A 14,948-nucleotide genomic window follows, 5' to 3' on the forward strand; every position below is an offset into this window, starting at 1 on the left:
AAAGAAACTCGTGATGGACAGGCACGCTACGGTCGCGGGTCGTGCCTGCCCATTGCTCAGTTGCCCTTGACGCGCAACAGTGTCAGCGTACCGGCAGCCATCAACACGGCCGCCAGCCCGAAACCGACCACAGGCGAGACCGCCGTCCACACCACGCCGACCGAGGCGCTGGAAATGAACTTGGCAGCGCCATTGACGGTGCCCAGCGCGCCATAGCTCATCGCCAGCGTGTCCGGCTGCACCATCTCGGCCGTCACGGTGGACTCCAGCGCTTCCTGGACCGCCACGTACAGACCGGCAATGAAGAACACCCCGGCCAGCAGCGGCACGCTGGCTATGCCCAGCCAGAATGCGAGCGCCGTCAGCACCGCCGTCAGTGTGCCCAGCACATAACCGGCAATCAGCACCGGCAAGTGGCCGACACGATCCGCCAGCACGCCCACTGGGTAGGAAACAGCGACCTGCACGAGGTTGCGCCACACATAGAGAAGGCCAGCCACCTGTGCCGCCTGGATAACGCCCAGCGAGGGGGTCAGCAAGGTCGTGGCCGCCAGGATCAACAGGCTGTGCGAGAAATCACCGATGCCAAAGATGCCGACCGCGCCGAGATAGCGTTTGAACCGGGCGGGCAGGCCACGCAGCGAGCTGAAGAACTTCAGGGCCGGGTTGGGCGAATGCTCCGGGTCTTTGACCAGCGTGAGAAACGCCAGCACGGCTAAGACACCCGGAATCACCGACAGCCATAATACGAGCCGGAAGGGTCCAGCCGCGTCGCTCCAATGAATGCCTTGCGCCCAACCCAGCAGCGCGACGCCCAGCAAGGGGCCGATCACCGCACCCACGGTGTCGGCAGCCCGGTGAAAGCCGAAGGCGCGGCCACGCGTTTCCGGCGACACGGCCTGGATAACGATGGCATCACGCAGCGGGCCGCGCAGCCCTTTGCCGAACCAGGACACGATGCGCCCCAGCAGCAGGAGGGGCCAGCCAGCCGCCAGCGCGATCAGCACCTGCCCCAACGGGGTCAGTCCGTAGCCGACCATCACAAAGAGCTTGCGGTGTCCCAGCTTGTCGGCGATGTAGCCAGACACCATCTTGGTGAATGCGGCGATGGCGTCGGCAATGCCTTCGATGAGGCCAAGCACGGCGGCGGGAATGCCGAGTACGGCCAGAAAGCCAGGCAGGATGACCGTGGTGGTTTCGTAGCAGAAATCCCCCAATGAGCTCGTGATCCCCGCACCTGCGACGGTGCGGTTGAGCCAGCGTTTCGGCGGATCATCCGTTGACGTCGTCATTGTGGTTGTCCTTTTCTGCATGTTGCCAGAAGGTCCAACTCTGGCGTGTAGGCAGCGGTTTTCACGTCGAACATCCCGAGCAAGGTGTGAAACAGGTGATCGTGACTTACCGGTGCCCGAGAGGCATGAGTTTGCATACAGGCTTGGTCGGCATAAACCTGACTCGACTGCCACCAGATCATCGGCACCTTGATCTGCTCATCCGGCGCGATGACGTAAGGTATGCCATGGAGATACAGGCCTTTCTCGCCGAGCGATTCCCCATGATCGGAAACGTACAGCAGCGCCGTGTCGTGTGAGCGGATGCCGGACAGCAGGTCAATGGTACGGGCAAGCACATGATCGGTGTAAAGCACGGCGTTGTCGTAGGTGTTCACCAAGGCTTCATGCGAACAGCTGGCCAGATCGGTGGTGTCGCAGGTTGGCGACCAGCGTCGGTAGCTTGCGGGATAGCGCTGGAAATACGCTGGGCCGTGATTGCCCAGCATATGCAGAACGATCAGCATATCGCTGCGGCTTGTTGTTATCTTCTCGGCCAACCCTTCGAGCAGAATTTCATCCAGGCAGCGCTCGCCATGGCACAGTGTGGGATGGCCTGCCGAAGACAGGTTTTCAAAGGGCAGTCCATCACAGACGCCTTTACAGCCCGACTGGTTATCGCGCCAGAGAATGTTGACGTCACTACGGTTTAAAACGTGCAGCACGGACTCGCGCCGACGAATCTGGCGTTCGTCGTAGTCGCGCCGACCATTGAGGGAAAACATGCAGGGAAGGGATGTAGCCGTATCCGTCCCGCAACTGGTGACATCGGAAAAATTGATCACGTCGCGTGCGGCCAACTCAGGGGTGGTTTGTCGTTCATAGCCGCTCAACCCCCAATTAGCCGCCCTGACGGTTTCCCCGACAACCAGTACGAGAGCACGAGGACGGCGGCCTTGTTCTTGAGGCCCTCGATGCGCATCGGCTGCAACGACTTCCCTTGCTTCGTCTGCTGACGATGACGCCTGTTCAGTCAAAACCCGAATGCCCGAGATGACGTAGTTTGCAGGAGTGATCAAATAGCGAAGCGGCTTGTTTTCACGAAGCGTGGGTATCAGCACATCCATGACTGGCCACAGACCCATGGAAATCATGGCGAGAGCGCCAGCCAGACAAGCGCTGCGCATCATTACCGCTTGTTTCCAGCCCGTTCGTAAAACCCTGACTCTCGCAATCCACCACACGGATACGGCTGCAACCAACAAGTAGGGCAGCATTCTCCATTGCAACAGCTCACTGGCTTCCCTGACGTCCGTCTCCATCAGATTCCGCAGCATGGCCTTGTCGAGATAAACCCCGTAGTTGCGCATGAAATAAACGGCGGCGGGCGTCATGACAGCAAGCAGAATCAGTAGTGGCTTGACACTCCAGCGCGTGGCCACCAGAAGGAGCAACAACCATTGCAGCCCGGTGATCAGCAACCCAGTGCAAAGGAGCATTAGCCATGTTCCAGAAGTTAGGGAGTCGCGTCCAGCAAGAAGGGCATTCCAAAACACGCCATTGCACAGCAGGGTGAACACAAGGCTGATGAACAGAGTCAAAAATTCAGTGCGCACTTGCGGGCGCATTTTCAAGAAAGTGATAAATGCAGACAACCGCATGAAATATGTCCTCTTCTTTCAACGGTTTTCATCGTGAGCGTCGAACACCCGTTGCGCGTAGGCGTCCAGCAAGGCTTCGCAGCCTTTGAGCCGTTCGGCTGCCTCTGCGGCCAGCGTGGCACCGTAGAAGTCGAGCTTGGCGATTTTTTCCAGCCAGGACTGGAGCTTCTTCAGATCGACATCGTTTTCTTCCAACTCGGCGTAGGTGAAGTGCTGAACTTCGGTTTCGTGGGCGATCTCGGCCTCGAAGTCGGCGCACTTGCCAAGGAGTTCTTTGTATTCCTCGTCGCGGTCTGCCTTGAAGCGGGCAATGACTTTGTCTTCCTGAGCACGATCAAGCGCAACCGTTTCCAGCAGGACGGAATCGCCCGCCATTTCGTTGATCTCGTTCTCGATGATCTTGAGTCGCCGGGTGTGATCGTCGGTCTTGGGCAGCAAGCAGACGCCGTTTTGTAGATAGACAGCGCCCATGCCTTTGAGCTTGCGCCACAGCGCGATGCGCTTCTTGGCCGGTTCGGGTGGCACCTTGTAGGTGAGCAATAACCAGTTTTGTGCGTTCATTCAAACATCTTCATGCATTAGATGTGAACAACTATAACGTAACGGCCGTTTCATTTCAATAGAAACATAAAGCAAAGCACCCTACGCGCTGGCCAATGCCGTCCGGTTGAGGCATACCCTAACTTGGCGTCAACCCATCCAAGCCATAAGCGTCAGAATAGAGTCGCCTTGCCAATTGTTTGACATAAGCCGGCAAAGGTCATAGAGTTATTCCTGACACATCCAATCAGGAAAACACCTTGCACGGTCAACGCATCGGTTACATCCGCGTCAGCAGCTTCGATCAGAACCCGGAACGGCAGCTTGAACACGTCCAGGTGGACAAGGTGTTCACCGACAAGGCGTCAGGCAAGGACACCCAACGTCCCGAGCTGGACCGTCTGCTCGCCTTCGTGCGTGAGGGCGACACCGTAGTGGTGCACAGCATGGATCGTCTTGCACGCAACCTGGACGATCTGCGCCGCTTGGTGCAGGGCCTCACCCAGCGCGGCGTGCGCATCGCGTTCGCGAAGGAACACTTGACCTTCACCGGGGAAGACTCGCCGATGGCAAACCTTATGCTGTCAGTGATGGGTGCATTCGCCGAGTTCGAACGCGCCTTGATCCGTGAGCGTCAGCGTGAAGGCATCGCGCTCGCCAAGAAACGCGGAGCGTACCGAGGCCGCAAAAAGGCGCTTTCGCCGGATAGGGTGGCCGAGTTGCGGCAGCGTGCAGCCGCTGGCGAGAAAAAGGCCCACCTCGCCCGCGAGTTCGGCATCAGCCGCGAGACCTTGTACCAATACTTAAGAACGGACGACTGACCATGCCCCGCCGCTCCATCCTGTCCGTCGCTGAGCGGGCCAGCCTGTTGGCCTTACCCGATACCGAAGATGAGTTGATCCGGCTCTACACCTTCAGCGAGGCCGACCTGTCGTTGATTCGCCAGCGGCGCGGCGACGCGAACCGGCTCGGTGTAGGGGTGCAGTTGTGCTTGCTGCGCTTTCCTGGTCAGGGACTGCTTCCCGATGCCACAGTGCCTGTGTCCTTGCTGCAATGGATCGGACGGCAACTGCGCACTGATCCCGCATGCTGGCCGCTGTACGCCGAGCGCGATGAAACCCGGCGCGAACACCTGCTCGAACTGCGGGCATACCTGGGCATGGTGCCGTTCGGTTTGGCCCATTACCGCCAGGCCGTCAAAGCAACGACCGAGCTGGCCTTGCAGACGGATAAGGGCATCGTGTTGGCTGCCAGCGTCCTTGACGCGCTGCGCCACCGGCACATCATCTTGCCGACGCTGGATGTCGTCGAGCGCGTCTGCGCCGAGGCCATCACCCGCGCCAACCGGCGCATCTATGAAGCCCTGTCCGAGCTGCTGTCGAGCGGGCACCGGCATCGCCTCGACGATCTGCTGAAACGTCGTGACAACGGCAAGACGACTTGGCTGGCCTGGCTGCGCCAGTCGCCTGTCAAACCGAACTCCCGTCACATGCTCGAACACATTGAGCGGCTCAAGGCGTGGCAGGCGCTCGACCTGCCTTCCGGCATCGAGCGGTCAGTACACCAGAACCGCCTGCTCAAGATCGCCCGCGAGGGTGGCCAGATGACGCCCGCCGACCTGGCCAAGTTCGAGCCGCAGCGTCGTTACGCGACCCTGGTGGCGCTCGCCATCGAGGGCATGGCCACCGTCACCGACGAGATCATTGACCTGCACGACCGCATCCTGGGCAAGCTGTTCAACGCCGCCAAGAACAAGCATCAGCAGCAGTTCCAAGCGTCCGGCAAGGCGATCAATGCCAAGGTGCGATTGTTCGGCCGCATCGGTCAGGCGCTGATCGAGGCCAAGCAAGCTGGCCGCGATCCGTTCGCCGCCATCGAGGCCGTCATGTCCTGGGACGCCTTCGCCGAGAGCGTCACCGAAGCTCAGAAGCTCGCGCAGCCCGAGGACTTCGATTTCCTGCACCGCATCGGCGAGAGCTACGCCACGTTGCGCCGCTACGCGCCAGAATTCCTTGCCGTGCTCAAGCTGCGGGCCGCGCCCGCCGCCAAGGACGTGCTCGATGCCATCGACGTGCTGCGCGGCATGAACAGCGATAACGCTCGCAAGGTGCCCGCTGATGCGCCGACCGGCTTCATCAAGCCGCGCTGGCAGAAGTTGGTGATGGCCGACGCCAGTATCGACCGGCGCTACTACGAGCTGTGCGCACTGTCAGAACTCAAGAACTCGCTGCGCTCGGGCGACATCTGGGTACAGGGGTCGCGCCAGTTCAAGGACTTCGAGGACTACCTAGTGCCGCCCGCGAAGTTCGCCAGCCTCAAGCTGGCCAGCGAATTGCCGCTGGCCGTGGCTACCGATTGCGACCAGTACCTGAATGAGCGGCTGACGTTACTGGAAACACAGCTTGCCACGGTCAACCGCATGGCGGCAGCCAACGACCTGCCGGATGCCATCATCACCGAGTCGGGCCTGAAGATCACGCCGCTGGATGCGGCAGTGCCCGACACCGCGCAGGCACTGATTGACCAGACAGCGATGATCCTGCCGCACGTCAAGATCACCGAACTGCTGCTTGAAGTCGATGAATGGACGGGCTTCACCCGGCACTTCACGCACCTGAAATCCGGCGACTTGGCCAAGGACAAGAATCTGCTGTTGACCACCATCCTTGCCGATGCAATCAACCTTGGCCTGACCAAGATGGCCGAGTCCTGTCCCGGCACGACCTACGCCAAGCTGGCGTGGCTGCAAGCCTGGCATACCCGCGACGAAACCTACTCGACGGCGCTGGCTGAACTGGTCAACGCCCAATTACGGCATCCCTTCGCTGGGCATTGGGGTGACGGCACTACATCATCATCGGACGGCCAGAACTTCCGAACCGGGAGCAAGGCCGAGAGCACCGGGCATATCAACCCGAAGTACGGCAGCAGCCCTGGGCGGACTTTCTACACCCACATCTCCGACCAGTACGCGCCGTTTCACACCAAGGTGGTCAACGTCGGCGTGCGCGACTCGACCTATGTGCTCGACGGCCTGCTGTACCACGAATCCGACCTGCGTATCGAGGAACACTACACCGATACGGCGGGCTTCACCGATCACGTCTTCGCCCTGATGCACCTCTTGGGCTTCCGCTTCGCGCCGCGCATCCGCGACCTGGGCGACACCAAGCTCTACATTCCGAAGGGCGAAGCCGCCTATGACGCGCTGAAGCCGATGATCGGCGGCACGCTCAACATCAAGCACGTCCGCGCCCATTGGGAAGAAATCCTGCGGCTGGCTACCTCGATCAAGCAGGGCACGGTGACGGCCTCGCTGATGTTGCGCAAGCTCGGCAGCTATCCGCGCCAGAACGGCTTGGCCGTCGCCTTGCGCGAGCTGGGACGCATCGAGCGCACGCTGTTCATTCTGGACTGGCTACAAAGCGTGGAACTGCGTCGCCGCGTGCATGCCGGGTTGAACAAGGGCGAAGCCCGCAACGCGCTGGCCCGTGCCGTGTTCTTCAACCGCCTGGGCGAAATCCGCGACCGCAGTTTCGAGCAGCAGCGCTACCGGGCCAGCGGCCTCAACCTAGTAACGGCGGCCATCGTATTGTGGAACACGGTCTATCTGGAGCGGGCGGCGAACGCCCTGCGCGGCCACGGTCAAGCCGTCGATGACGGCCTGTTGCAGTACCTGTCGCCACTCGGCTGGGAACACATCAACCTGACCGGCGATTACCTCTGGCGTAGCAGCGCCAAGATCGGCGCGGGGAAGTTCAGGCCGCTACGTCCGCTCTCCGGGTCTTAGCGTACGATTTTTTCCGTTTTCTGAGACGACCCCATAATGATCGCTTGCCAGGCATCGCAGTTCCGGGTCAGAGGCGTCACCGACATTTCGCGCATGCTGGCAGCGTGAGTAAAGGCGCGCCCCGACGCCGGCCTGCGGCCGCATCGCTTCGCCCGGGCCATCCAGTGCGTGCAAAATTGCTGCCCGCAGTTGCCTTGGTGTCACTGCCTCCTCCTCGGCAAGCACTAACGACAACTTGCAAGGCAACTGGCCGCGCGCTGCGACAGCGTGCGCGACCGCCGCTGCCGCGTCATCGACGTGCAGGAACACATGGGCGGTGTCCGGATGTGCGTCGGCCCGGGCGACAAGGCTGGACTCGTAGCTTGCCGCGATCTGCTGCACCAGGAAAGCGTTATGACCGAGATCGTCGTAGAGCGGCGCGAGCCGCAGCATCAACCGCGGTACGGCGCCGAGTTCGTGCTGGAGCAGGTGCTCCGCCCTGATCATCATCGCCCGCAATGGCGATTTGGGATCGATGGGCGAGGCTTCATTGATCGGATTGCCGGGTTGCGACGGGGCATGGACTAGCAAGGTGCCGGCCAGCACGAATTGACCCACCGCGCACCGCAGCAATTCAACAATGATGCGTTGCAGGTTGCCGACAAGGTCGAGTTCCGCCGCGATCCGCTGCACGCTGCCGTCCGCATTGGGCGCGTCTTCCATCTCGCTGACCACATAGACGACCGACGTTATAAGCTCGCCGTGACCGGCTATCACCGCATCGAATGCCTGCGCCATATCTTTTTCACGTGTCGCGTCGATGCGAAGCGCTAGCGCACTGGGGAACGCTGCGGCAAGGTCTTCGCCATCGAGCGCGACCACACGGTATTGCTGCAACAGGCGCGCCACTACGGCGCGGCCGAGCAGCGATCCTGCCCCCACTACCAAAATCGTGTCCGTGCTATGTGCCAACGCCGACTCCTTGCCGGGGTGTTATCTGACTATCATGAAGAGACCGAGCAGGCCAGCCACGGCGGCCACACCGATCGCTGCGGACACTTGCCAGCGATGCACGCAGATCCACCACTGCGCACTGGTTGACTTCGCTTGATTGTCAAAGCGGCCATGTGCTGCAAACAAGCCCACGACCGGTACAAACAGGTTATCGGCCCGATCGGGGTGGGCGGGTTCCTGGGTCTGCTGTGCCTCATAGGCCTGTCTGGCCGCCACACGATCACCCAGGCCTGGGAAAAATCGACTGGACAGAATGGTTTTGGCGGCTGGCCAGCCCACCCATACCTCGCGAGGGCCGTGCGTGGCTGCCCAGACAATGGCCTCGCCGGCGATTTCCGGCTGGAATATTGGCGGCACTGGTTGGGCACGGCGTGGCAACTTGCTGCGGCACCAATCGAATTGCGGCGTATTGAACGCCGATAAATGCACCATCGTCAGTCTCACCGACGAATGATCGTGAACGAGTTCCGAACGCAGGGAATCGGTAAAGCCACGGATCGCCGCCTTCGCCCCACAGTATGCTGACTGTAGCGGGATGGACCGATAGGCCAGCGCCGAGCCGGTCTGCACAATACAGCCATGATTGCGCGCCGACATGCGTTTCAGCGCGGCCAACGTGCCATGCACCGCGCCCAGATAGACCACTTCCGTGACGCGGCGATACTCGGCCGCCGTTGTTTCGGCGACCGGCGCAAACACGGTCGTCGAGACATTGTTCACCCAAATCGTGATCAGTCCCAGTTCGAGCTCAATGCGCGACGCTGCTGCCTCCACCTGCTGGGCATCGGCGACATCGACGGGGATGCCCAGCGCCAGGATCCCCAGGTCGCGCAATTCGCTACAGACCCGGGCCAGGCGATCCGGCTCTCTTGCCAGGATTGCGATCCAGTCCCCGCGCTGCGCAAAGGCCCGCACGGCAGCGAGCCCCACGCCTGCGGTGCCACCGGTGACGACAACAACGTTGGGCGGATGCATTCAGGCCTCCCCGCGTTGCTGCGCTTGCTGAATGTCCAGCGCAGCCTGGATCAGTGCCAGATGGGTATAGCCTTGCGGATAGTTGCCCAGCAGCGCCTTGCTATCCGGGTCGATCTCTTCCGCGAATAAGCCGAGATCGCTGGCAAACGAGCAGATGTGCCGAAAGAGTTTGATCGCCTCCTTGGCCCGGCCTTGTCGGGCCAGGACTTGTACCAGCCAGAAGCTGCAGATGGCGAGGGTCGCCTCTTCTCCTGGCACGCCATCGTGGATGCGGTACCGATAGACCAGCGAATCCTTGGTGAGATCCCGCTGAATGCGGGCCACGGTTGCTTTCACGCGCGCGTCAGTTGGGGGGAGAAAGCCGGTCAGCGGGATCAGTAGCGCGCTCGCATCCAAAGCTGGCGATCCGAAACTTTGCGTGAACGCGCCAGTCCCGTGGTGAAACCCCTGCCCCTCGATGACGCGACGCAGCGCGTCCCGTTCGAGCTTCCAGACAGCAACGTTTCCGTCGAGTTGCCCAGCCTGTGCCAGCGCAATGGCACGGTCCAACGCGACCCAGCACATCAGCTTGGATGATACGAAATGCTGGGGCACCCCGCGCGTTTCCCAGAATCCTTGGTCCGGCTCACGCCAGCGCGCCGCGGCGGCGTCGGCTAGCCGGGCGAGCACGCGCCGCATTGGGGCGGACAGTGTCATTGGCATGCCCTGTTGGCACACCCAGGCCGCGTCGAGGACATGCCCATAGACATCCAGTTGCACCTGTTCCGCCGCCGCATTGCCGATACGCACCGGACGGGACGCACGGTACCCGTCAAGATGGCGAAGCTCCTGCTCAGGCAGGTTCGGGCTGCCATCGATCCGGTACATGATCTGCAGTCGTTTGAGATCGCAAAATCGCTCGATCCAACGAAAGAAGTCCATTGCGGCCTCGTGATGGCCCAGCGCCATCAACGCGCGCAGCACCATGGCCGAGTCGCGCAGCCAACAAAACCGATAGTCCCAATTGCGGCTGCTACCGATCCACTCCGGCAGCGAGGTGGTTGGCGCCGCCACCAGTGCTCCGGTCGGGCCAAACGTCAGCAACTTGAGAACACAGGCGCTGGTGCGCACTTCTCGTTCGAAGGGACCGCGATAGGTGCATTGCTGCTGCCACTCGCCCCAATGTCGTAGGGTCTCATCAAGGACCGCCTGGGGGTCGTGCACAGGCCGGTCCGGCCCGTCTTGTTGGAAGGACGCAATCGCCCACAGCGGCGCGCCGGGCCGCACGATGGCCACGCCTTTGGCGCGGTGCGCTTCGGTCGCCAGCGGCAGCGGCGGCGAACATACCAGGCTGAGACGTTGGTGTTCGCATACAGCGGTCACGCCATGCGAACCGACTTCCCATTGGTGGGGCTTGCGCGCATAGTCAAAGCTCGGACTGAACACTAGTTCCACCCTCACCTCGCCAACGGTCGCCTCAATGCGCCGCAACAGCCGATGGCACTCGGGTGAGTCATGGTCCAGCCGACTGCGTGCGAGACGCTCGCTATGCATGAAGTCGGTCAGGCGAAGGATCCCGCCGCTGGCTTCAAACATGGTTTCCAGTACGCCCCCTGGGACCCGGTAATAGCGCGAACTGATCGCACGACCCGTCGGCCGGATTTGAAAGTAGCCTCCTCGGTTAGCATCGAGCAATCTGCAAAATACGGCGCCGGCGTCAAAGTGCGGCATACAGCACCAGTCGATGGATCCCGACGTGCTCACCAACGCCACGCTATGCGTGTTGCCAATGACGGCATAGTCGGCAATGGGCGGATACCTGGGGTTGGTGAACACTCCGTCTCCTTGACCCTCGCCACGCTGGCAACACGCGTTGCCGAGGTCGGGATCCTGGCTTACATCTGGCGCTAGCGCGGGAAAGAACTACAACGCGCTATGCCTGCCGTTACACGGCTCAAGTTCGCGGCGTGCCATGGCTTCACCACCCGAGCCGCGCGTTGCCGTCCAAGATCGAGTCGTTGGGCTACCTGGATCTACGCCATGGCGCGACAGACCTGCGCGCACTCCTGACAGGCACGTGCGCACTCTTGGCAATGCTGCGCTTCGTGCTTGGCGCACTCCGTCCCACACTCTTCACAGACCTTCGCGCACAGCGCGCATATCGCGCGCGCGTACTGGCTGTCGCGCGCCATCATCGCCGCGGCATAGGCACATGTTTCGGCACAGTCCAGGTCGAGTGCGATGCAGCGTTTCATGGCCTCAACCTCTGGCTCACGCAGACAAGACGCAGCACAGTGATGACAGGCGACTGTGCAGGCGTGACAGGCTTCAATACAAGATAGATAGTTTTCATGTGGCATGGCAAAGCTCCTAAAGAAATTCGACCAGCGTTGCGAGACGCCGCCAAATTGAGAGCAATTCGCGCGCCACAGGAAGCAGACGACAGCATGGGAGCGACTGCCTTACAGGAGCATTACGCGACGATGACGAAACCGGTGACAGCACATGTTTTGGCCAGGCTGATGACGCTAAAGGAGCTTTTGCTTCGACGTGGCGCGCACTATGCTAAGTGGACGTTTCACCATTGCGCGAGGAGACAACGTGTTCGAACGCCCTAGCGATGCCATGCTTCGCCCCGTCTCACTGAGCCGCCGCCGACTGCTGGGAAGTCTGATCGCCGGAGGCGGCTTGGCGAGCCTGGGCGCGTATCCACGCGCCGTTTGGGCCTTGAAGAGCCAAGGCTATCCGGTCGTGCTGACAGGGACCACGTTTGACCTGGCCATTGGCGCGACGCCCATGTCGTTTACCGGCCGTATCCGGCCTACCACCAGTGTGAACGGCTCCATCCCCGCGCCGATTCTGCATTGGAAGCAAGGCACCGAGGTCACGCTGCGCGTGACCAACTTGCTCGATACCCAAACATCGATTCACTGGCACGGCATCTTGCTGCCGTTTCAGATGGACGGCGTGCCCGGTATCTCCTTTCCCGGCATCGGGCCGGGCGAGACGTTCGTGTATCGCTTTCAAGTGCGGCAAGCCGGCACCTATTGGTACCACGCGCATACCCGTTTTCAGGAGCAGACCGGCTTGTACGGACCGCTGGTCATCGAGCCAATGCATCCAGACCCGATCAAGGTCGATCGCGACTATGTCGTGATGCTCAGCGAATGGACGGATGAAAACCCGGAAATGGTGTTCGCGAAGCTCAAGAAGATGAGCGACGTCTATAACTTTCAGATGCCGACGGTGGGCGACTTTGCCCGAGATGTGTCCGAAATGGGGCTGTCCGAGGCCTTGGCTAAGCGCGCGATGTGGAACCAGATGCGAATGAATCCGACCGATTTGGCCGATGTTTCGGGAGCCACTTTTACCTACCTGATCAACGGCACGCCCGCAGATAAAAATTGGACAGCGATCGCTAAAGCCGGGGAGCGCGTGCGGTTGCGCTTTATCAACGGCTCGGCGACCAGCAACTTTGACGTCCGAATTCCCGGCGTGAAGATGACGGTGGTATCGGCTGATGGGCAGGATGTCGAACCGGTACCGGTGGATGAAATCCGCATTGCCGTCGCCGAGACTTACGACGTAGTGGTGCAGATGCCGGACGATAAGGCGCACACCATCTTTGCTCAGTCGATCGATCGCAGCGGCTACGCCAGGGCGACACTTGCACCGGAAGTCGGGATGGAAGCCGACGTGCCCAAGCTCGATCCGAAGACCTGGCTCACCATGGCCGATATGGGCATGGGCGACATGGCGGACATGGATATGGGCAGCATGGAAATGGGGGCCATGAAGATGGATCAGAAACCATCCATGGCCATGGATCGCATGGGGATGGAGTCCATGGGTGGCGCACCCACGATGCAACCAATGACGCCGGAGGCGGGCATGGGCGCCATGGGGGGCATGGGGGGGCATGACATGTCGACCATGTCCGGGCCAGCGAAGGACGCCCATGCCGGAATGGCCGGCATGGACCACGGCAAGTCCGACGCGAAGCCGGGGATGCAGAAAACCGGTGGCGAGATGGGGCATGACATGGGCAAGATGGGCAATATGCCTGGCATGGGGCCACAGGTCGACATGCGCTCGATGAACCCTTCCCGCTCGCTGTCGGATCCGGGGCCAAGACTGCGCAACAACGGCAGGCGAGTGTTGACCTACGCGGACCTTAAAACGCTCGGCCCGGTGATCGACAAGCGCCCGCCCAGCCGGGAGTTGGAACTGCACTTGACCGGCAATATGCGCCGTTTCATCTGGGGCCTCGACGGCAAGAAGTTTTCCCAAGCCGAACCGATCCGGCTCTACTACGGGGAGCGCCTGCGCATCACGCTGATCAACGACACCATGATGAACCACCCGATGCACCTGCACGGGATGTTCAGCGAGCTGGAAAATCACGAAGGCCAGGCGCTGGTCAGAAAGCACACGATCAACGTCCAGCCGTCCAAACAAGTCAGCTTCCTGGTGACGGCCGATGCGCCGGGACAATGGGCCTTTCATTGTCACTTGCTTTACCACATGGAAGCCGGCATGTTCCGCAAGGTCGTGGTCGCATGAGCGGGTTGAACCTCGCCAACGCCAGGGAGATTGACGTGCCCAACCACCGTCTCATCCTTCTCGCAAGCCTGGCTCTCTTGGCCAGCGTGCAGTGCCACAGCGTGGCGGCGCAGACGATGGCGCCGATGCCAAGTATGACACACGATACGCCGATGCCAGGCATGGCGCACGATGCCCCGATGCCACCAAAGACCGCAGCTCCAGCCGGGAAGCCAGCGCCAAGCCATCCCGCAGTCAGTCCGACAGAATCTGCCTCAGTGCCCGGCGGCGCGAATGCGATCATCCAGGTGAATGAGGCCCCGGTGCCGATGGCAGATCCGAACCGAGGCATTCCCATGCCTGGGGATACGATGGCCGATAACGATATCTACTATCAGGTGCTATTCGATCGCCTCGAGTACGTCAAGGCACCCGGCGGCTCTGGACTGGCCTGGGACATGCTCGCCTGGGTAGGACGGGATCTGAACCGGTTATGGGTCAAGTCGGAAGGCACGCGTCTGTATGGCAACACAGAGGATGCCAGAGCTGAGGCACTGTGGGGACACGCCTTTGCGCCGTTCTGGGATTGGCAACTGGGCGTGCGCCAGGATTTCGGCAATGGGCCGCCGCGGACCTGGGGCGCCTTTGGCGTGCAAGGCCTGGCGCCTTATTGGTTTGATATCGAAGCCACGGCTTATCTGGGGTCGTCGGGACGCGCTGCCGCCCGAGTGCGGGCTACCTACGATATTCGCTTCACCCAACGTCTGCTGTTGACGCCGGAGTTCGAGGCGAACGCCTATAGCAAGGCAGATGAGGCGCGAGGCATTGGCAGCGGCGTGTCCGAGTTCAAGCTTGGCTTGCGACTGCGATACGAGATCCGTCGCCAGTTCGCCCCCTACCTAGGCGTGGTGTGGGGCAAGAAGCTGGGCAATACCGCGGATTTTGCGCGTGCTGCCGGAGAGCGGACCACCGACAAGCAAATCGTTGCCGGCGTGCGAATCTGGTTCTGAACCCATTTGAGACGCCGGCCAGGTTCAAGCCCGCTGCTGGTTAACCGCCAACTTACTGTGCGATTACATTTCGTATCACGCCTGCGAAGGCCGCGCGCGGGAAAATAGAATGGTCATTATGACGCACGTGCAAGCAGCCATAGGGGGGCCCCGTTTGATGGGGCATTAGTCTGCGTCCTCTCCGCGT

The 14,948-nt window shown here is 61.2% G+C and carries 11 protein-coding genes; 4 read left to right on the forward strand and 7 right to left on the reverse strand.

The annotated features are described in order from the left end of the window. Positions 1-56: 56 nt before the first annotated feature. From F7Q96_RS18380 to F7Q96_RS18390, 3 genes are read right to left on the reverse strand one after another with little or no spacing between them, the layout of a single operon-like run. Complete coding sequence (locus F7Q96_RS18380; protein ID WP_170265907.1) at positions 57-1,292, reverse strand: MFS transporter; 1,236 nt, start codon at positions 1,290-1,292, stop codon at positions 57-59. Then, a complete protein-coding gene (locus tag F7Q96_RS18385) occupies positions 1,289-2,932 on the reverse strand; it encodes a phosphoethanolamine--lipid A transferase MCR-5.1 (RefSeq protein WP_053821788.1) in 1,644 nt (547 codons plus the stop codon). Before F7Q96_RS18385 ends, F7Q96_RS18380 begins: the two co-directional genes overlap by 4 nt. Before the next feature lie 18 nt (positions 2,933-2,950). Then, positions 2,951-3,493 carry a Chromate resistance protein ChrB gene (locus tag F7Q96_RS18390; RefSeq protein ID WP_053821787.1) on the reverse strand — a complete coding sequence of 181 codons (543 nt, stop codon included), beginning with the start codon at positions 3,491-3,493 and terminating at the stop codon, positions 2,951-2,953. A 239-nt stretch (positions 3,494-3,732) separates the two neighbouring features. On the opposite strand from F7Q96_RS18390, the gene F7Q96_RS18395 reads away from it, so the two are divergent. After that, positions 3,733-4,293 (forward strand): recombinase family protein, encoded by a 561-nt coding sequence (locus F7Q96_RS18395; protein ID WP_053821786.1) that lies wholly within the window; start codon positions 3,733-3,735, stop codon positions 4,291-4,293. A 2-nt stretch (positions 4,294-4,295) separates the two neighbouring features. After that, positions 4,296-7,262, forward strand: coding sequence for a Tn3 family transposase (locus F7Q96_RS18400; RefSeq protein WP_053821785.1), 2,967 nt, complete (start codon positions 4,296-4,298; stop codon positions 7,260-7,262). Here the strand turns inward: F7Q96_RS18400 and F7Q96_RS18405 are convergent. The 4 genes from F7Q96_RS18405 to F7Q96_RS18420 form a co-directional block, all read right to left on the reverse strand. Further along, positions 7,239-8,213 carry an NAD-dependent epimerase/dehydratase family protein gene (locus F7Q96_RS18405; RefSeq protein ID WP_144425791.1) on the reverse strand — a complete coding sequence of 325 codons (975 nt, stop codon included), beginning with the start codon at positions 8,211-8,213 and terminating at the stop codon, positions 7,239-7,241. The genes F7Q96_RS18400 and F7Q96_RS18405 overlap by 24 nt on opposite strands. 21 nt (positions 8,214-8,234) lie before the next feature. After that, positions 8,235-9,230, reverse strand: coding sequence for an SDR family oxidoreductase (locus tag F7Q96_RS18410; RefSeq protein WP_053821783.1), 996 nt, complete (start codon positions 9,228-9,230; stop codon positions 8,235-8,237). Then, the gene (locus F7Q96_RS18415) at positions 9,231-11,045 is read right to left on the reverse strand and encodes a glycoside hydrolase family 15 protein (protein ID WP_053821782.1); all 1,815 of its coding nucleotides are present in this window, start codon (positions 11,043-11,045) and stop codon (positions 9,231-9,233) included. A gap of 197 nt (positions 11,046-11,242) precedes the next feature. Further along, on the reverse strand, positions 11,243-11,569 hold the full coding sequence (locus tag F7Q96_RS18420) for a four-helix bundle copper-binding protein (RefSeq protein WP_062799392.1): 327 nt from the start codon (positions 11,567-11,569) through the stop codon (positions 11,243-11,245). Between the two features lie 265 nt (positions 11,570-11,834). On the opposite strand from F7Q96_RS18420, the gene F7Q96_RS18425 reads away from it, so the two are divergent. Then, a complete protein-coding gene (locus tag F7Q96_RS18425) occupies positions 11,835-13,772 on the forward strand; it encodes a copper resistance system multicopper oxidase (RefSeq protein ID WP_053821781.1) in 1,938 nt (645 codons plus the stop codon). Next, complete coding sequence (locus F7Q96_RS18430; protein ID WP_223819835.1) at positions 13,769-14,761, forward strand: copper resistance protein B; 993 nt, start codon at positions 13,769-13,771, stop codon at positions 14,759-14,761. The genes F7Q96_RS18425 and F7Q96_RS18430 overlap by 4 nt, the downstream gene beginning before the upstream one ends. The last annotated feature ends 187 nt before the right edge of the window (positions 14,762-14,948 follow it).

Source organism: Cupriavidus gilardii (genome assembly GCF_008801915.1).
Lineage (GTDB): Bacteria > Pseudomonadota > Gammaproteobacteria > Burkholderiales > Burkholderiaceae > Cupriavidus > Cupriavidus gilardii.